Origin of the sequence: Pantoea sp. FN0307 (genome assembly GCF_050113815.1) — a bacterium.
Lineage (GTDB): Bacteria > Pseudomonadota > Gammaproteobacteria > Enterobacterales > Enterobacteriaceae > Mixta > Mixta alhagi.
Window position 1 is genome coordinate 427,475 of the sequence record NZ_JBNJSO010000003.1, and the last position, 18,747, is coordinate 446,221.

Consider the following 18,747-nt stretch of genomic DNA (forward strand, 5'->3'; position numbering starts at 1 on the left):
TTTTACTGGCGCATACAGTGGGAGATACGGATGAAACAATTTTTGCTGGCCCCTTCAATCCTCTCTGCAGACTTCGCCCGTCTGGGCGAAGACACAGCGAAAGCTATGGCAGCGGGAGGAGACGTGGTGCATTTCGACGTTATGGATAACCATTATGTTCCCAACCTGACCATGGGGCCGATGGTGTTAAAAGCCCTGCGCGATTATGGTATTACCGCGCCGATCGATGTTCATCTGATGGTGAAGCCGGTCGACAGCCTGATCCCTCAGTTTGCCGAAGCGGGCGCCAGCTTTATTACCTTCCACCCTGAAGCCAGCGAACATATCGACCGCAGCCTGCAGCTCATTAAAGAGCATGGTTGCAAAGCCGGTTTAGTCTTTAATCCTGCCACTCCACTGAGCTATCTCGATTATGTGATGGATAAACTGGATATCATCCTGTTGATGTCGGTCAATCCGGGCTTCGGCGGTCAGTCTTTCATTCCCGGTACGCTGGATAAACTGCGCGAGGCGCGTAAGCGCATTGACGATAGCGGTTACGATATTCGGCTTGAAGTCGATGGCGGCGTGAAAGTGGATAATATTGCCGAAATCGCTGCCGCTGGCGCGGATATGTTTGTTGCCGGGTCGGCCATCTTTGGTCAGCCAGACTATAAAAAAGTGATTGATGATATGCGTAATGAACTGGAGAAAAGTCGTCATGGCGCCTTTCACTAATATTCGCGCATTGGCCTTCGATCTTGACGGCACGCTGGTTGATAGCGTGCCGGGGCTGGCAGCGGCAGTGGATCGGGCGCTGATTGCTTTAAACTTGCCTGCGGCCGGTGTCCCGCGCGTTACCACCTGGATAGGAAACGGCGCCGATATTATGGTGCAGCGAGCGCTAAGCTGGGCGCTGCAGCGTCAGCCCGAAGCGAACGAACTGCGCGACGGCAGAGCGCTGTTTGATCGGTTTTATACCGAAACGGCGGAGTCGGGCACGACGCTCTTTCCGCACGTGGCGCAGACGCTGGAAAAGCTGAGCGCCACTGGGCTGCCGCTGGCGCTGGTGACCAACAAGCCGACACCTTTTATTGCGCCGCTGCTAAACGCGCTTGGTATCGAAAGCTACTTTTCGTTAGTGATCGGCGGCGATGACGTGGCAGCGAAAAAGCCGCATCCGGCGCCGCTGTTTTTAGTGTTAGGCAAGTTTGGTCTGCTGCCGCAGGAGTTGCTGTTTGTTGGCGATTCACGCAATGATATCCAGGCAGCGCAGGCGGCGGGTTGTCCCTGCGTGGGGATGTCATACGGCTATAACTATGGCGAGCCGATTGCCACCAGTGAACCAAACCTTGTTCTGGACGATTTCAACGACCTTTTGCCCGCATTGGGGCGGTAATTATCAGGATTTAAAAGCATGAGCAAACCCATCGTATTTAGCGGCGCACAGCCCTCCGGCGAACTGACCATTGGTAACTACATGGGTGCGATGCGTCAGTGGGTACAGATGCAGGACGATTATCACTGCATCTACTGTATTGTCGATTTGCACGCCATCACCGTACGTCAGGACCCGACCGCGCTGCGTAAAGCAACGCTGGATACGCTGGCGCTTTACCTTGCCTGCGGCATCGATCCCGAAAAAAGCACGATCTTCGTCCAGTCACATGTGCCAGAACATACTCAACTGAGCTGGGTGCTGAACTGTTACACCTATTTCGGCGAGCTGAGCCGCATGACCCAGTTCAAAGATAAATCTGCTCGCTACGCAGAGAACATCAACGCCGGGCTGTTTGATTATCCGGTACTGATGGCAGCGGATATTCTGCTGTATCAAACCAATCAGGTGCCGGTTGGCGAAGATCAAAAGCAGCATCTGGAGCTGAGCCGTGATATTGCCCAGCGCTTTAACGCGCTGTATGGCGACGTGTTTAAGGTGCCAGAGCCGTTTATTCCCAAATCAGGCGCGCGCGTGATGTCGCTGCTTGAGCCGACGAAAAAGATGTCCAAATCGGACGATAACCGCAATAACGTTATCGGCCTGTTGGAAGATCCGAAAGCAGTAGTGAAAAAGATCAAGCGTGCGGTTACCGACTCCGACGAGCCGCCGGTGGTGCGTTACGACGTGCAGAACAAAGCGGGCGTTTCTAACCTGCTGGATATTCTCTCCGCCATTTCAGGCAAAAGCATCAGCCAGCTTGAGCAGGAATTTGAAGGCAAGATGTATGGTCATCTCAAGGGCGAGGTAGCAGAGGCGGTTTCCGGCATGCTGACCGAGCTTCAGGTGCGCTATCAGCGTTATCGCGAAGATGAAGCTTTCCTTGAGCAGGTAATGCGTGATGGTGCGGCAAAAGCGCGCGCGCACGCGCAGGAAACGCTGAAAAAAGTTTATGAGGCGGTAGGCTTCGTCGCTCAGCCTTAAGCAAAAATCCCTGCCTGCGTTATCCCACCCCGGCGGGCAGGGCATCACTAAAAAATAGCGTCTTGCAAAGGGCTCTTTGCAAGACCGCTGACAGTTTATGTCATATCAGAAAGCGTGTTTGAACACATGTTTGACTATGAAGAGAACCAGTTCAGGCTATCGCGTAGCGCAACCACCCGTCCAACGATAATCAGGCTGGGGCTGACCACCTGTGTCGCCAGCGTTTCCAGCTGGGCCAGCTCACCGCTGACCACACGCTGGCGCGTGCTGGTACCGTTTTCAACCAGCGCGACCGGCATTGATGCAGCCATGCCGTGCGCCTGCAGCTGACGCTGAATCTCACCTGCCTGTGCCAGCCCCATATAAAACACCAGCGTTTGCTGTTCTGCCGCCAGGTTAGCCCAGTCGGGCTGGTAATCCTGCTTACGGTGGCCGGTAACAAAGCGCACGCTGTGAGCGTAATCGCGATGGGTTAATGGGATCCCGCTGTAAGCGGAGCAGCCAGAGGCGGCAGTAATACCCGGCACGACGGAAAAGGGGATATTACTGTCCTTTAACGCCTCCAGCTCTTCTCCGCCGCGTCCAAAGATAAAGGGATCGCCGCCTTTCAAGCGCACTACGCGTTTACCGCGCCGTGCCTGCTCCAGCAGGATCTGATTGATCTCTTCCTGCGGCACGCAGTGATGACCAGCGCGCTTACCGACAAAAATCTTCTCCGCATCGCGACGCGCCAGCTGCAGGACATCATCGGAAACCAGTCGATCGTAAACCACAATGTCCGCCTGCTGGATTTGCTGTAACCCTTTCAGCGTCAACAGGCCAGCATCGCCCGGACCGGCACCCACCAGCACCAGTTCGCCACGTTTATCCAGCGGCTGGCTAAAGAGTTCATCGGTTAATGCAGCCGCCCGTTCTGTATCATTATTGGCCAGCGATTGCGCCAGACGATCGCTGACGAACAGCTTTTCCCAGAAGCGACGGCGCTCAGCTCCGGTTGCATATTGCTGTTTAACCCGCTGACGCAGCGATCCTGCCAGCGCGGCCAACCGGCCTAAATGCTGCGGCAGCGACGCCTCCAGCTTTTCCCGCAGCAGGCGGGCCAGCACGGGCGCACGCCCGCCAGAGGAAACGGCAATCATTAGCGGAGAACGATCAATAATTGAAGGCATAATCACACTGGCCTGCGCGGGGGCATCCACAACGTTACAAAACAGACGACGCGCTTCTGCTGCCTCGCTCACCAGCCGATTAACCTGTTCATCGCTGGTTGCGGCGATAACCAGCCAGCACTCATCCAGCAGCTCGGCGGAAAAAGGCTGGGGCAACAGCGTGACTTCGCCAGTCTGCTGCCACTCATAAAATGGCGTACTGAAATCAAGCGCGCAAACCCGAAGCTGAGCGCCGGCATCCAGCAGCAGCCGCGCTTTACGTGCGGCGACATCGCCTGCGCCAACCAGCAGGCAGGTTCTGCCGCGCAGCTGACAAAATAGCGGTAGGTAATCCATGGTGTTCTCCCGGTTTGCCGGTTTTTATCGTGATTCGCAGGTGATGCGGCGCACAGGGTGCGCCGCGGGCAGGAACAAACTTATTTTAACCACGCTTGCGCTGAGCCCAAGCTTTAGCCGCAGGCGACCTCGACCTGGCCTTCACGCACGCGCACTGGCCAGCTGCGTACAGAGCGACTGGCGTCTTCCATGCAGAGCCCATCGCGCAGACGGAAACGCTGTTTTTTCAGCGGGCTGGCGACCCATAAATCCTGTTGATGCTCAGCTATGATGCCACGCGACAGCACGCTGGCTTCGGCGAAAGGATCGATATTGCTGATAGCGTACAGTTCTTCGTCCGCACGCGGGCGGAAAATCGCAACCTGTTCACCATCAACCAGAGCGCAGACGCCGGTAGCAGGCAGGATCGCTTCTAATTTACAGACGGTTTGCCAGCGGCTCATGCCTGTTCCTCCTCTTCAACCAGTTTAATCGCGATACGCTCGTGGGGACGCGCCGGACGATGCTGTCCACGTTCTTCAACAACCTGCACCAAAGGATCGCGCTGCGGGCTATTGATAAAGTGAGCGAAACGGTTTTGCGCTTCAGGCTGTTCAAGCGTGGCTTTCCATTCGCAAATAACGCGGCTGCGTAGCTGGGCCATATCGCTTTCCAGCTGTTCATTCAGGCCTAACTTGTCATCAATAACGATACTGCGTACATAGCCGATACCGCCTTCCAGACTTTCCAGCCAGGTTGAGGTGCGTTGCAGCTTATCCGCAGTGCGGATATAGAGCATCATAAAGCGGTCGAGGTAGCGTAACAGCGTTTCTTTATCGAGATCGGCTGCCAGCAGATCGGCATGACGCGGTTTCATCCCGCCGTTACCGCACACATAGAGATTCCAGCCTTTATCGGTAGCGATAATACCGACATCTTTGCCCTGGGCTTCGGCGCATTCACGCGTACAGCCGGAAACGCCGAACTTCATTTTGTGCGGGGTACGGATGCCTTTATAGCGGTTTTCCAGCTCAATCCCGAAGCCAAGGCTGTCGCCAACGCCATAGCGGCACCAGGTGCTGCCGATACAGGTTTTCGCCATACGCAATGCTTTCGCGTAGGCGTGGCCGGTTTCGAATCCGGCGTCAATCAGCTGACGCCAAATCGCAGGCAAATCATCTTTCTGTGCGCCGAACAGGCCGATACGCTGTGAACCGGTGATTTTAGTGTAAAGGTTATACTGACGTGCAATCTGCCCAATCACCATCAGCCCTTCAGGCGTGATCTCGCCGCCCTGCGAGCGCGGGATCACCGAATAGGTACCATCTTTCTGGATATTGCCGAGGAAGTTATCGTTACTGTCCTGCAGTGGCGCGTGCTGGGGTTGCAGCACATAGTCGTTCCAGCAAGAGGCAAGCAGAGAACCAACGGTGGGCTTACAGACCTCACAGCCGTAGCCTTTACCATATTTTTTCAGCAGCTCATCGAAGCTTTTAATGCCTTCCACACGAATCAGGTGATACAGCTCCTGGCGCGACCAGGCGAAGTGTTCGCACAGATGATTGTTAACTTCAATGCCCTGACGGCTCAGTTCGGCATTCAGTACCTGGGTAACCAGTGGGATGCAGCCGCCGCAGCCGGTACCGGCACGCGTTTCCGCTTTGATAGCGGCAACGGTATGGCAACCTTTCGCCACGGCCTGAATGATATCGCCTTTCGAGACATCGAAGCAGGAGCAGATCTGCGCGCTGTCCGGTAGCGATTCCACGCCCAGCGCCGGTTTCTCGCTGCCGGCATGCGCAGGCAGAATCAGGCTGTCCGGATGCTCCGGCAGCGTGATTTGGTTAAGCACCAGTTGCTGCAGCTGACCATAGTCGCTGGTATCGCCAACCAGCACCGCACCCAGCAGATACTGATTATCCGGGCTGACCACCAGACGTTTGTAGACGCCGCTTTGCTCATTCAGGTAAACGTAGCTGCGTGCGCCCGGCGTACGGCCATGCGCATCGCCGATGCCGCCTACGTCAACGCCCAGCAGCTTCAGTTTGGCGCTGAGATCCGCACCGCTGAACTGGTTTTCACGGCCTAACAGGTGATCGCTGGCGACCTGCGCCATTTTATAACCTGGTGCCACCAGACCGAAAATTTTCTCGTTCCAGGATGCGCATTCGCCGATGGCGTAAATATCCGGATCGGCGGTCTGGCAACAATCGTTAATCTGGACGCCGCCGCGTGGCCCTACCGGCAGTTCACTCTGGCGCGCCAGTTTATCCTGCGCACGAATGCCGGTAGAGAACACGATAAAATCGACATCCAGGCTGGTGCCGTCGGCAAACTCCAGGGTTTTGCCTGACGCATGATGAGCAATATTTTTAGTGTTTTTGCTGGTATGCACCCGCACGCCCATCTGTTCGATTTTTTGACGCAGCTGGCCGCCGCCTTGCACATCAAGCTGTTCAGCCATCAGCACTGGCGCAAATTCGATAACGTGGGTCTCAATACCAAGGTTTTTCAGCGCGCCGGCCGCTTCCAGACCCAGCAGACCACCGCCGATGACCGCACCGCTTTTACTGCGGCGCGCGCACTCTTCAATGGCGTTGAGATCTTCAATAGTGCGGTAGACAAAGCAGTCCGGGCCATCAGAGCCCTGAATCGGCGGGATCCACGGATAAGAACCGGTCGCCAGAATCAGCTTGTCATACTGAACGGCGCGGCCGCTGCTGGAGTGAATCACCTTTTCCTGACGGTTCAGGGTGATGGCGCGTTCACCAAGCAGCACGCGGACGCCATGTTTTTCATAGTAGCCTTCGCGAACCAGCGAGAGTTCGTCAGCGGTATGATGGGAAAAGTATGCGGAGAGATGGACGCGGTCATATGCCACACGAGGTTCTTCACAGAAGACAGTGATTTCGAACTGGCCAGGCTCGGCTTTATCGATCAGTTCTTCAATGAAGCGGTGGCCAACCATGCCATTACCAATGATGGCGAGTTTGACAGTGCTCATTTTTGCCTCAAAATTGATCTAATTGGCGCCACAATAACGCGATTATTAGCAAGCTTATTGATATGCATCAATTGAGGCGCAATATACCTCCAAGGTGGTATGTAGTTGAATTATGGGATTTTTCAGGAATATTTGTAATATCTGTAACTTAGCGAAGCGTTGTCTACGTCGTTGGTCCTAATCCATGCTAGCCTGAATGTCCCCCTCTTTTCTTCAGGAGTCCGGTATGGCTTCCACTGAACTGCAATGGATTAATCATCTGCGTCTGCCCCAGCGTGAAGGTCTGTGGCAAATTGAAATCGCTGGCGGGAAAATTGCCGCGATCAGGCCGCAGCCAGCGTTGGCCGATCGTAGCGCTAACGCCCTTGATGCGGAAGGCGGACTGGCTCTGCCGCCTTTTGTCGAGCCGCATATCCACCTTGATACCACGCAAACCGCCGGCGAGCCCGCCTGGAATCAATCCGGCACGCTGTTTGAAGGCATTGAGCGCTGGGCCGAGCGTAAGGCGCTACTGTCGCCGGAAGATGTGAAACAACGGGCCGCCCAAACGCTGAAATGGCAAATCGCCAACGGTATTCAGCATGTGCGTACGCATGTGGACGTTTCCGATCCCAGCCTGACGGCACTGAAAGCGATGCTGGCATTAAAGCAGGAGATGGCGGCGTGGATCGATATACAGATTGTCGCCTTTCCGCAGGAAGGCATTCTTTCTTATCCTGACGGCGCGAAGCTGCTGGAAGAGGCGCTGCAACTGGGTGCCGATGTAGCAGGCGCTATTCCGCATTTTGAATTTACTCGCGAGTATGGCGTTGAATCACTGCATATCGCCTTTGCGCTGGCACAGAAATATCAGCGCCAGGTCGATGTTCACTGCGATGAAATTGATGATGAGCAGTCGCGCTTTGTAGAAACCGTGGCGGCGCTGGCGCACCGGGAAAACATGGGCGCACGCGTTACCGCCAGCCATACAACGGCGATGCACTCTTATAACGGCGCTTACACTTCGCGTCTGTTTCGGCTGCTGGCGCTCTCCGGTATTAATTTTGTCGCCAACCCGCTGGTGAATATTCATCTGCAGGGGCGCTTTGATGATTATCCCAAACGACGCGGCGTGACGCGGGTAAAAGAGCTGCTGGAGGCAGACATTAATGTCTGTTTTGGCCATGATGATGTGTTTGATCCCTGGTATCCGCTTGGCACCGCCAGCATGTTGCAGGTGCTGCATATGGGGCTGCATGTTTGTCAGCTGATGGGCTATGAGCAAATAGAACAGGGACTCAATTTAATTACCCACAACAGTGCAAAAACTCTGCAGCTAACCGATTACGGCATCCAGGTCGGCAACAGCGCCAGCCTGATTATTTTGCCAGCGGAAAACGGCTTTGATGCGGTACGGCGTCAGGTGCCGGTGCGTTACTCAATCCGGCAGGGAAGAGTGATTGCCGCCACCGAACCGGCGCGTACGCAGATCTGGCTCAATGAGGCGGAAGAGGTGAGTTTTAAACGCAATTAAGGGGGCAGGCGGAACTCGCGTTTTACTACCAGACGACGCATGAACTCAAAGCGCGGGAGGTGCAGGCAGAAGAGTAAAGCGTCCCGCGCCGGCACCTTGAATTAAAGAGCGGAACATCCGTTCCGCCCGTAAAGATCAATGATCGGCGTGACCGAACTGACGATGCTTAGTGACAAAGCCCAGCAGCAGACACATTACAAACACCACGGCGTAAAGCCCGTTAGCGGTAAACAGCGCGGCATGTGCGCCGCCTTTTGCCACAATCGGGCCGGTGACCACAAAGGTCAGCATGGTGCCAACGGTGCCGCAGGTCAGAATAAAGTTCACCAGTTTCGGTGAGGAAACACGGGTCTGCTGCGAGCCGAGCGTGATAATGGTGGTATAGATCGCGCTGGAGAAGAAGCCAAGAGCGATAATGATCCACTTCAGCATGTCAGGCTCGCTGCTGCTGACAAACCAGTACATCAGCAGCGTCGCCAGCGCAGCCAACACCATCAGAATGCGTTGCAAATCAAAGAAGCGCAGCACAAAGCTGAACACCCACATGCCGATCATATAGGAGGTCCAGAAGTTACCCACCAGCTGTCCGGCAGCGCTAATATCCATGCCCATGGTTTTAGTGGCGTATTCCGGCACCCATGAAATAAAGCCGAGCTGGCCGAGGATATAGCAGAGCGCGGCAATGGAAAGCAGCAGGACGCCCACGCCCCATTTCTCTTTAACTACCGGCTGTGCATTATGCTGTTTCTTGCCTAATACCGGGAACTCAACGCTCAGCGTCAGCACAAAGATCGCCAGGTAGATCACGCCGATGCAGACATAAACCCAGTACCAGGGCAGATGACGCGCCAGCAATATCCCGGCGATAACCGGGAAAATCGTACCGGCCATGCTAAAAAAGGAGTCGGTAAAAAGCAGGCGCGATCCGCGCTGACGTCCTTCATAAAGATGGGTGATTAGGAAGGTGCCGATCGACATCGTAATACCGCTGACCACGCCCAGTACAAACATGCACAGCGAGAAAACACTCAGGCTATGGCTGGTCATCAGGCCCAGCACCGCTAACACCATCAACACAAAACCAAAAATCAGCTGGCGTTTCAGCAGCACGATTTCCATCAGCCAGGCGTTTAGAAATACCGCCACCAGGATGCCGGTGTTGAGGAAAGTAAAGGTGTTGCTCATTTCAGAGACCGGAAGCTGGAAATAGTTAGCGATATCGCCTAAAACCATCCCGGTGACAATTACCAGTGCGCCGGTGAGCGCATAGGAAAAGAAACTGATCCACGTCAGTCCAATGCGGTTACGATTAGTCATAGTTGGAGAAACCTTGAGCCAAAGGGCCTGGCTGAAGCAGCGCAGGGGTTGTCGCCGGAAGTGTAAAGAAATTTCAGCCGCGATCAAACCAACGATGAAATCACATTCATTGATTTCATCAATAATGTGACTTAAATCACCCTTTATTTGTGTGACGTTAACGTTTGCTTATCAGGTTTGTTTACGTAAATAAAGGTAAAACGCTGGCTCTTGCCTGACATGCTCTTTACAATCAATTTCGTTTAGTTTTTGTGGCCTCAGTAAGGAATTATCATGGTGAAACGTACTTTGACAGCGGTCGCGGCACTTTTGGCGCTGTCCACTTTTTCTGCCCCAACTTTCGCTGCGCAGGGCGATACGCACATCCTCCTGACCACGTCAGCCGGTAATATTGAACTTGAACTGAATAATCAGAAAGCACCGGTCTCTGTTAAGAACTTTATTGATTACGTCAATAACGGTTTTTATAACAATACGACTTTTCATCGTGTGATCCCCGGCTTTATGATTCAGGGCGGCGGCTTCCTGACCGATATGCAGCAGAAGCCCACCAACGCGCCGATCAAAAACGAAGCGGATAACGGCCTGCGTAACACGCGCGGCACGATTGCTATGGCGCGTACCGCTGAAAAAGACAGCGCTACCAGCCAGTTCTTTATCAACGTTGCCGATAACGCTTTCCTGGATCATGGGCAGCGTGATTTTGGCTATGCCGTGTTTGGTAAAGTAGTAAAAGGCATGGATGTAGCCGACAAAATTTCTCAGGTACCGACCAAAAATATCGGGCCTTATCAAAATGTCCCCAGCAAGCCGGTTGTTATCCTTTCCGCAAAAGTCCTGCCCTGATTTCTCTGCCGTCGCGTCTGCGGCGGCACGCCAGCCTTCTGCAGAGCAGTAATTTGCTGCTTATACTTAGGTCACTTATTCTCTGACCGGAGGCGGTATGCCAACAAAACTGACCGAAAAGCAGAAAGCCACATTATGGCAACAGCGGCGCAACGCGAATTTTTTGGCCAGTAGTAAACTGGAAGGCTTATCTTTTGCGGAAGTGACGCTGGATGCTGAACAGGCCGCACAGCGCTTAGAGGCATTACGGAGGCAATATGGCGGCTAATGCAATGAACGGGCGCGATCCTTACTACTGGCAGAACGATGACGTACTGCGCAACCGGTTCAATTTACATGATACCGCCCAACTGCAAAAAGCGGAGGTCGCCTTTACTTCGCTGCGGGCGGCAACCATTGAGCTGGGGCCACGCAATCTGGGTTTTCCTTATCTGTGCGCTATCCACCGGACGCTGTTTCAGGATCTCTATGACTGGGCTGGAGAAATTCGCAAAATCGATCTCTATCTCGGCGATACGCCTTTCTGCCACTTTGAATATATTGAGAAAGAGGGTAACGCCCTGATGGAAGCGCTTGAGGAAGAGAATGGCCTGGCCGATCTTCCTTTTGAGCAGTTTGTGGCGCGGCTGGCGCACTATTACTGCGAAATCAATATGCTGCATCCCTTTCGCGACGGCAACGGCCGCGCGCAGCGCCTCTTCTTTGAACAGTTAATTATTCATGCAGGTTATGACATTGACTGGAGCAAGACTGAACGCGCAGCCTGGCTGCGGGCAAATGAAGAGAGCGTGAACGGCGATCTGCAGAGGCTGACCGATATCTTTAGTAACGTAGTGAGCGAGCCGAAGTAAGCGCGTAGAATAGCGGCGTTTTGGTCAGCCCGGAGTAAAAATGCTGCTGCTTATTGATAACTACGACTCTTTTACCTGGAACCTGTACCAGTACTTCTGCGAGCTGGGAGTGGAAGTACTGGTGCGCCGCAACGATGAAATTACGCTGGCGGAAATGCACGCGCTGCCGCTGACGCATCTGGTGATCTCTCCTGGTCCCTGCACGCCTGATGAATCAGGTATCTCTCTGGACGCTATCCGCACCTTTGCCGGGCGGCTGCCGCTGCTTGGCGTTTGCCTGGGCCATCAGGCGCTGGCGCAGGTTTTCGGCGCACGCGTGATCCGCGCGCGTCAGGTTATGCACGGTAAAACCTCCGCGATTGCTCATCAGCAGGCTGGCGTATTTGCCGGATTGGCGCAGCCGCTGACGGTGACGCGCTATCACTCGCTGATTGTGGAAAAAGAGACGCTGCCAGCCTGTCTGGAGGTTACCGCATGGAGCCTGCGTGATGGCAAGCCGGATGAAATTATGGGATTACGTCATAAGACGCTGGATGTTGAGGGCGTGCAGTTTCATCCCGAAAGCATCCTGAGCCAGCAGGGGCATGCGTTGCTGGCTAATTTTTTGCGTAGACAGGCCGCTGTTTAATTGCATACGCTGCGATTCCGTTTGACTTATTATGCATATTTAATGATTATTTTTTCACTGGGTATCTGTGTGAAATTAAATGAGGTAGCGAATGGCAGCGGAAAAAATGGCGGTTAGGCGGCAGACCTTTGATGAGGTTATATTGCCGGTTTATGCACCAGCACAGTTTGTGCCGGTAAAAGGCAAAGGCAGCCGGGTGTGGGATCAGCAGGGCAACGAATATATCGATTTTACCGCCGGTATCGCCGTAACCGCGCTGGGTCACTGCCATCCGGCGTTGGTAGAGGCGCTGAAAACTCAGGGCGAAATGCTGTGGCATACCAGCAACGTTTTCACTAATGAACCCGCGCTGCGTCTTGCCAGCAAGCTGATTAACGCGACTTTCGCTGAGCGCGTTTTCTTTGCGAACTCAGGGGCTGAAGCCAACGAGGCCGCCTTCAAACTGGCGCGCTACTATGCTTCCACGCGCCACAGCCCTTATAAAAGCAAAATCATCGCGTTCCATAACGCGTTTCATGGCCGCACGCTGTTTACCGTTTCCGTCGGCGGGCAGCCGAAATACTCTGATGGTTTTGGACCCAAACCGGCCGATATCGTCCACGTACCTTTTAACGATCTTGCGGCGGTGAAGGCCGTGATCGACGATCACACCTGTGCCATTGTGGTTGAGCCGATTCAGGGCGAAGGCGGCGTTATGCCCGCCACGCAGGAATTTATGCAGGGCCTGCGCCAGCTGTGCGATCAATATCAGGCGCTGCTGGTACTGGATGAGGTCCAGAGTGGGATGGGGCGCAGCGGTAAGCTGTTTGCCTATCAGCATTATGGCGTGCAGCCCGATATTCTGACCTCAGCGAAAGCGCTGGGCGGCGGCTTCCCCATTAGTGCGATGCTGACCACTAATGAGATCGCCTCGGCGATGGCGCCTGGCGTACACGGCACCACCTATGGCGGTAATCCGCTGGCCTGCGCAGTAGCGGAAGCGGCGTTGGATGTGATTAATACGCCTTCGGTGCTGGATGGCATTGAGCAACGTCGTCAGCGCTTTATTGAGGCACTGGAAGCCATCAATGTCAAACTGGATATCTTCAGCGAAATCCGTGGCAAAGGGTTGCTGATCGGGGCGGAGCTTCAGCCGCAGCATAAAGGCAAAGCGCGCGATATTCTTAACGCCGCCGCTGCGGAGGGCCTGATGATTTTAACGGCGGGCACCGATGTTCTGCGCTTTGCGCCTTCGCTGGTGATTCCGCTGGCGGATATTGGTGATGGCATGGCGCGTCTGGCCAGGGCTGCCGAAAAAGTATTAAAACCTGCATGATTCAGGGCGCGCCCGATGTCAGGGCGCGCTTATCCTTTACGCAGGCGGCGAACCAGCCATTTACCGTGGTGCGGCCGCTGGCTCCACGCCAGAGATGAGATAGTATGCATCACTGAAAGGTGCTCAAGGATACGCTTTACATGACGCTCCATAATGGTCATCGGCCCTTCCTGGTTCTCTGCATCTCCTTGCAGGATATTGGTATCCTGTCCCGGCCCGTCATATGCCAGCCGCTGCTGACAGCGCTGCAGCGCAATTTCACACGACTGCAGATAACTTTGCGCCAGCGCAGGCGTCAGCATGGTGTGCTCACGGGCCAGAATAGTCATCGCATTGATATGCTCAACGATAAACTGGCTGTGCGTGACCCAAAGTTTCATATCATTCAGATAGCGGGTATTAAACGCTGGCTCCTGCATCGCCTGGCTCAGGGAGTTAAACAGCGCATTATGCGCCTGATTAACGCGTACCCGCTGCCAGGCAAGCTTCTGCGGTGATGCCTCGCTCCCCAGCAGCATCCGTAAAGCATCCTGATACGCTTCCAGCGCATCATGCGCATTCTGTCGCAGCAGCCCGCTTTGCCACTGCGGCCACAGCCAGACCATGCCGCCAAAAGCGATGCAGCATCCCATCAGCGTATCCATCAGACGCGGCAACAGGAAATGCGCGCCGTTCAACGACAGCAGCTGTAATGAATAAACGGCGGTCACGGTAAAACCGATTGTCGCCCAGCCGTAATATTTACGGATAAACAGATAGCTGACTAAGGTAATGATCAGCATGATTAACAGCACCAGCGATTCCGGTACCGCAAGACGCAGGGCTGCAGCGGCGATAATCAGCCCAGCCAGCGTGCCAAGCGCGCGGTGCTGAATACGCACACGCGTTGCGCTGTAGCCATTCTGACTGACGAACATGATGGTCATTAAGATCCACCAGGGTTTCGGTACGTTGAACGCCAGCGCCAGCACGCTGCCGAATACCAGCATCACCGCAAAGCGAGCCGCGGTACGCAGAGCGGAAGATTTAAATGACAGATAGCTGCGCAGTGCGGAAAGCAGCGGCAGCCGGCGCTGGCGATCGGCCATAAGATCGCGACGATAAAGAGGGCGCTGGGTACGCAGCACGCGAGCGATGCGGCTGAAATGGTAATAACAGAAGTGGCCGACCGGATTCTCCGGATGCCGACGCGCAATTTTCTCCAGTCCCAGCAGCGGCTTTTCCAGGGTGAAACGTGCTGGCAGCCGGTGATAAAGCATATCGTCCGCCAGCTCGCGTAGCCGTGCGGCGATGGTTTGCGCGTTCCAGCGGATGACCGCTTCCGCATGGCTTTGCTCTACCAGCTTTTGCACCTCTTCCGGCTGATGCAGACTAACGGCAATATGCTCCTGCAGATCCAGCGCCACCTGAAAAGCGCGCGTCAGGCGTCGATGGTTATGATCGCGGTTGGCGGCCAGCATATGCATTTGCTGATAACAGGTGTTAATCAGATCAACCACCTTCTGCTGGCGCGCCAGCAGCGGAGGCAAGGCTTTTTCCGGATCGGTAAGCTGCGTCAGCAGGGTATATTTAGCTTCGCAGTAATCCGCCAGTTCGCGATAGAGCAGGCTGAGCGTTTCCCGCATCGGCTGCTCTTTCCACAGCCGGAACCAGAACCAGTTAAACAGCCCGTACCAGAATGTGCCGCCGATATAGAGCAACGGCGGCCCCCAGATCGGCATATTGCCCACCAGACCGAGCGTAAAAATAGCGGCAATCAAGGAAGCTGGCAGCAGACGTGCATGAAGCGGGCCGATTTCGCCGGTAACGCCCAGCAATAATGCCATGACAAACAGCGTCGCGGGCAGGGGCACCTGCTGTAGCGATAGCCACTGAAGAAGAAAACTGCTGAGTGCGAACAGCGAGCCGCCTGTGATCAGGCGTTTAAAGAAGCGGCGGTGTGGGGTATCGAGTCCGGCAATATTGCAGCAGGCGGGAACCAGCGAGAAGAGCAATCCTTTTTGCAAATCCCCCAGCAGCCAGCCAAAGGCCACCGGTAAACAGAGCACCAGCGTCTGACGCAGGGCATAGTTCACTTCGGGATGATAAATAATTCTCCGCCACATCGCTACATCACCAAAACAGACACGGCGTGATGCCAGGCACCACGCCGTGTCTTCAGCGTAGCTTAACGGGTGCCGTAAACGACAATCGTTTTACCGTGAGCGGAGATCAGGTTTTGATCTTCCAGCATTTTCAGAATACGGCCCACCGTCTCACGTGAGCAGCCGACGATCTGGCCGATCTCCTGACGGGTAATCTTGATTTGCATCCCGTCCGGGTGCGTCATCGCATCCGGCTGTTTAGCAAGGTTGAGCAACGTCTGTGCAATACGGCCGGTCACGTCAAGGAAAGCTAAATTGCCTACTTTCTCTGAAGTCACCTGCAGGCGACGAGCCATCTGGGAAGAGAGACGCATCAGAATGTCAGGATTAACCTGAATCAGCTGACGGAATTTTTTATACGAAATTTCAGCCACTTCACAGGCGGTTTTCGCGCGTACCCATGCACTGCGTTCCTGACCTTCTTCAAACAGGCCAAGCTCGCCAATGAAATCACCCTGATTAAGATAGGAAAGGATCATCTCTTTGCCTTCTTCATCTTTGATCAGTACCGCAACCGCACCTTTTACAATGTAATAGAGCGTCTCGGCCTTTTCACCCTGATGAATCAATGTGCTTTTTGATGGATATTTGTGAATATGGCAATGTGACAGGAACCATTCGAGTGTAGGGTCTGTTTGCGGTTTGCCGAGAACCATTCGCTATTATCCTCTGTTGTAATCGTGCCCTAAATACAGGGGGCAGTTTTCCCTGTCAGGCGTTGAAATCTTCAAGCGTTTCCTGCTGGAAATTTATACGGGCAACTGCGAGGCCTCAAGGCGTGCCGTCGTCCCGTTTTCGTTTCATAGAACGAAAATATTACAGCTTTGTTTGTAGCACAGCTTTATCTTACTGTCTCCTGTTGTCTCGCTTCAGCTTGTGCTGAATCGGACAATTGCCGTTTAGCTGATGAACGCCCCGGCTGACAATTTGCTTACTTATCAGGAGTCAGACAAGAGACAGTGGTAAGCCTCTTATTCAATTTTTTTGCCTTCTATCAGGCGTTTCACCAGCGGCAGCATAATCAACTCCATCGCCAGTCCCATTTTTCCGCCCGGCACCACCAGCGTATTAATATGTGAAATAAAGGAGCCCTGCAGCATGGCAAGCAGGTAGGGGAAATCGATATCTTCCAGCCCGCGAAAATGAATCACCACAAAGCTTTCATCCAGCGAAGGAATAGCGCGTGCGGCAAAAGGGTTTGAGGTGTCTATTGTGGGTACGCGCTGGAAGTTAAGATGGGTACGTGAGAACTGTGGCGTAATGTAGTTAATATAATCTTCCATTGAGCGCACCACGGAATCCATCACCGCTTCGCGAGAATGGCCGCGCTCGCTGGTATCGCGCACCAGCTTCTGAATCCACTCCAGGTTCACGATGGGCACCACGCCAACCAGCAAATCCACTTTTTCTGCCACGTTATGCTGCTGCGTCACCACGCCGCCGTGCAGTCCTTCATAAAACAACACATCCGTTGGCTCCGGCAATGGCTGCCACGGCGTAAAGGTACCAGGCACCTGATTCCACGGCACCGCCTCATCATAGGTATGCAGGTATTTACGCGACTGGCCACGGCCATTTTCGCCATATTCAACAAAGGTTTGCTCAAGCAGGCCAAAGTCGTTGGCTTCTGGTCCAAAGTAACTGATATGACGCCCCAAATCGCGGGCTTTGCGGATCGCCATATCCATTTCCGGGCGCGTATAGCGATGGAAACTGTCACCCTCCAGTTCAGCGGCATGCAGATTAAGCTGCTGAAAAATCTTACGAAAGGCAAGGCTGGTGGTGGTGGTTCCCGCTCCGCTGGAGCCGGTCACCGCGATGATCGGATGTCTGGCTGACATAAATACTCTCTGGATTAAATCGGGCGATGAGCATTGTTATCACGTTTCGGTCAGAGGTGTCATCATCGGGCAGGTCCGCCAGACCACGTTAATGTGACGAGCCGCACAGAGCTGACCGCATCACTATCCCTCGCGGAACTGACCGCGCGGCATAATATTGACCGTTTCATGCAGTTCCGACCAGACCAGCACGGCTTCGCCGCTTTTCAGCTGGCGACGGACATCTTCCACCTTTTCCGACAGGGAGCGCTCCTGCTCGCCATAATCCGTGCCTTCGCGCAATACAAAACCTTCAATCAGGTTTTCCAGAGTTTCCGGGGAGAGATCTTGCCAGGGAATAATCACAGCTTAGTTATCCAGATAAGGTGATAGCCATTGAGGAATACGCTGCTCCAGCCACATTTGCGGACGACGTAACGTGCCGCCGACAAAACCGACATGGCCACCATATTCCGTTAGTTGATATTCAATGTTAGCAGGTAACCGCGCCATATCCGGGATCACCTCATCGGTCATAAAGGGATCGTCCTGCGCATGGATAATTAACAGCGGTTTACGTATGCCGGGCAGCAGCGGCATGGCGCTGGCCCGTCGGTAATAGTCACCGGCATCGGAAAAACCGTGGGCGCGGGCGGTGATGGCATCATCAAAGTCACGCAGGCGCTTTAGCGCGTTCAGCTGTAACAGATCTACCGGCAGCGTGCCGGGCCAGGCCTGTAGCTTGCGGCGGGCGTTGAGCTTGAGCTGGCTTAACAGATAACGCTGATAGACGCGGGAAAATCCCTGCTCAAGTTTGGCGCTGCACGGTTCCAGCATTAGCGGCGCCGAGACCGTAACGGCGGCATCCAGCGGACAATCATCGCCCTGTTGGCCCAGCAAACAGGCCAGCATGTTTCCGCCCAGCGACACGCCGACAGCCACGGTCGGCGCATGGCCCAGAGTGGTTCGCAGCCAGCGTAAAAAGTAGCTGGCGTCCCCGGTTTCGCCGGAGTGATAAATGCGCCCCATGCGGTTAGGCACGCCGCTGCAGCCGCGAAAGTGCATCACCACGCCCAGCCAGCCGCGCTGTTGCCACACCTGCAGCAGGCCGTGCGCATAAGGGCTATGGAAGCTTCCTTCCAGTCCGTGAAACAACACCGCACGCGGTTTATGCCGCGCCTGCATGGGATCTTCGCTCCAGGCAAGATCGATAAAATCGCCGTCCGGCAGATCCAGACGCTGCCAGTGAGGGCGTAAAGAGACCCGACGGCGAAACAGACGCGGCAGCACCGTTTGCAGGTGGGGATTATGCAGCCCTTTCAAGGGAATAAAGGATTCCTGACTGTGATCAAAGCTCATCGTTTCACGCTTGTACGCATTCAGGCGCACTGTTAGTTTTAACGGGTTAACATTTTACCGGGTGA

The 18,747-nt window shown here is 54.5% G+C and carries 18 protein-coding genes; 9 read left to right on the top strand and 9 right to left on the bottom strand.

What is annotated here, in order from left to right; genetic code table 11:
- Positions 1-30: 30 nt before the first annotated feature.
- From rpe to trpS, 3 genes are read left to right on the top strand one after another with little or no spacing between them, the layout of a single operon-like run.
- Positions 31-717, top strand: coding sequence for a ribulose-phosphate 3-epimerase (gene rpe / locus ACQE3Z_RS12420; RefSeq protein ID WP_426974043.1), 687 nt, complete (start codon positions 31-33; stop codon positions 715-717).
- On the top strand, positions 701-1,378 hold the full coding sequence (locus ACQE3Z_RS12425) for a phosphoglycolate phosphatase (RefSeq protein WP_426974044.1): 678 nt from the start codon (positions 701-703) through the stop codon (positions 1,376-1,378). Before rpe ends, ACQE3Z_RS12425 begins: the two co-directional genes overlap by 17 nt.
- An 18-nt stretch (positions 1,379-1,396) precedes the next feature.
- Positions 1,397-2,401 carry a tryptophan--tRNA ligase gene (gene trpS, locus ACQE3Z_RS12430; protein ID WP_085068543.1) on the top strand — a complete coding sequence of 335 codons (1,005 nt, stop codon included), beginning with the start codon at positions 1,397-1,399 and terminating at the stop codon, positions 2,399-2,401.
- A gap of 134 nt (positions 2,402-2,535) precedes the next feature.
- Here trpS and cysG read toward each other — a convergent pair whose 3' ends face one another.
- From cysG to nirB, 3 genes are all read right to left on the bottom strand, one after another.
- Positions 2,536-3,906: a siroheme synthase CysG gene (gene cysG, locus ACQE3Z_RS12435; protein ID WP_426974045.1), complete on the bottom strand. Its 1,371-nt coding sequence runs from the start codon at positions 3,904-3,906 to the stop codon at positions 2,536-2,538.
- Positions 3,907-4,019: 113 nt separating this feature from the next.
- Positions 4,020-4,349, bottom strand: coding sequence for a nitrite reductase small subunit NirD (gene nirD, locus ACQE3Z_RS12440; RefSeq protein ID WP_250651531.1), 330 nt, complete (start codon positions 4,347-4,349; stop codon positions 4,020-4,022).
- The gene (gene nirB / locus ACQE3Z_RS12445; RefSeq protein ID WP_426974046.1) at positions 4,346-6,889 is read right to left on the bottom strand and encodes a nitrite reductase large subunit NirB; all 2,544 of its coding nucleotides are present in this window, start codon (positions 6,887-6,889) and stop codon (positions 4,346-4,348) included. The genes nirD and nirB overlap by 4 nt, the downstream gene beginning before the upstream one ends.
- A gap of 226 nt (positions 6,890-7,115) precedes the next feature.
- Here nirB and ACQE3Z_RS12450 point away from each other — a divergent pair, with 226 nt between their 5' ends.
- Positions 7,116-8,402 carry a cytosine deaminase gene (locus tag ACQE3Z_RS12450; protein WP_426974047.1) on the top strand — a complete coding sequence of 429 codons (1,287 nt, stop codon included), beginning with the start codon at positions 7,116-7,118 and terminating at the stop codon, positions 8,400-8,402.
- A gap of 135 nt (positions 8,403-8,537) precedes the next feature.
- Here ACQE3Z_RS12450 and tsgA read toward each other — a convergent pair whose 3' ends face one another.
- A complete protein-coding gene (gene tsgA, locus ACQE3Z_RS12455) occupies positions 8,538-9,719 on the bottom strand; it encodes an MFS transporter TsgA (RefSeq protein ID WP_426974048.1) in 1,182 nt (393 codons plus the stop codon).
- Positions 9,720-9,992: 273 nt separating this feature from the next.
- On the opposite strand from tsgA, the gene ppiA reads away from it, so the two are divergent.
- The 5 genes from ppiA (at position 9,993) to argD (ending at position 13,359) form a co-directional block, all read left to right on the top strand.
- Complete coding sequence (ppiA, locus tag ACQE3Z_RS12460; RefSeq protein WP_426974049.1) at positions 9,993-10,565, top strand: peptidylprolyl isomerase A; 573 nt, start codon at positions 9,993-9,995, stop codon at positions 10,563-10,565.
- A 97-nt stretch (positions 10,566-10,662) separates the two neighbouring features.
- Complete coding sequence (locus ACQE3Z_RS12465; RefSeq protein WP_085068529.1) at positions 10,663-10,833, top strand: YhfG family protein; 171 nt, start codon at positions 10,663-10,665, stop codon at positions 10,831-10,833.
- On the top strand, positions 10,823-11,416 hold the full coding sequence (locus ACQE3Z_RS12470) for a putative adenosine monophosphate-protein transferase Fic (protein ID WP_426974050.1): 594 nt from the start codon (positions 10,823-10,825) through the stop codon (positions 11,414-11,416). The genes ACQE3Z_RS12465 and ACQE3Z_RS12470 overlap by 11 nt, the downstream gene beginning before the upstream one ends.
- 40 nt (positions 11,417-11,456) lie before the next feature.
- A complete protein-coding gene (locus tag ACQE3Z_RS12475) occupies positions 11,457-12,044 on the top strand; it encodes an aminodeoxychorismate synthase component II (RefSeq protein WP_426974051.1) in 588 nt (195 codons plus the stop codon).
- Positions 12,045-12,135: 91 nt separating this feature from the next.
- Positions 12,136-13,359: a bifunctional acetylornithine/succinyldiaminopimelate transaminase gene (gene argD, locus ACQE3Z_RS12480; protein WP_426974052.1), complete on the top strand. Its 1,224-nt coding sequence runs from the start codon at positions 12,136-12,138 to the stop codon at positions 13,357-13,359.
- Positions 13,360-13,388: 29 nt separating this feature from the next.
- Here argD and ACQE3Z_RS12485 read toward each other — a convergent pair whose 3' ends face one another.
- The 5 genes from ACQE3Z_RS12485 to ACQE3Z_RS12505 all read right to left on the bottom strand — a co-directional run bounded on the left by ACQE3Z_RS12485 (position 13,389) and on the right by ACQE3Z_RS12505 (position 18,682).
- Positions 13,389-15,464 (bottom strand): YccS/YhfK family putative transporter, encoded by a 2,076-nt coding sequence (locus tag ACQE3Z_RS12485; protein WP_426974053.1) that lies wholly within the window; start codon positions 15,462-15,464, stop codon positions 13,389-13,391.
- Positions 15,465-15,526: 62 nt separating this feature from the next.
- Positions 15,527-16,159 carry a cAMP-activated global transcriptional regulator CRP gene (crp, locus tag ACQE3Z_RS12490; RefSeq protein WP_017803012.1) on the bottom strand — a complete coding sequence of 211 codons (633 nt, stop codon included), beginning with the start codon at positions 16,157-16,159 and terminating at the stop codon, positions 15,527-15,529.
- A 315-nt stretch (positions 16,160-16,474) separates the two neighbouring features.
- Positions 16,475-17,344, bottom strand: coding sequence for a phosphoribulokinase (locus tag ACQE3Z_RS12495; protein WP_085068519.1), 870 nt, complete (start codon positions 17,342-17,344; stop codon positions 16,475-16,477).
- A 123-nt stretch (positions 17,345-17,467) separates the two neighbouring features.
- Positions 17,468-17,689: a YheU family protein gene (locus tag ACQE3Z_RS12500; protein ID WP_426974054.1), complete on the bottom strand. Its 222-nt coding sequence runs from the start codon at positions 17,687-17,689 to the stop codon at positions 17,468-17,470.
- A gap of 3 nt (positions 17,690-17,692) precedes the next feature.
- Complete coding sequence (locus ACQE3Z_RS12505) at positions 17,693-18,682, bottom strand: hydrolase (protein WP_250651539.1); 990 nt, start codon at positions 18,680-18,682, stop codon at positions 17,693-17,695.
- Between the last annotated feature and the right edge of the window lie 65 nt (positions 18,683-18,747).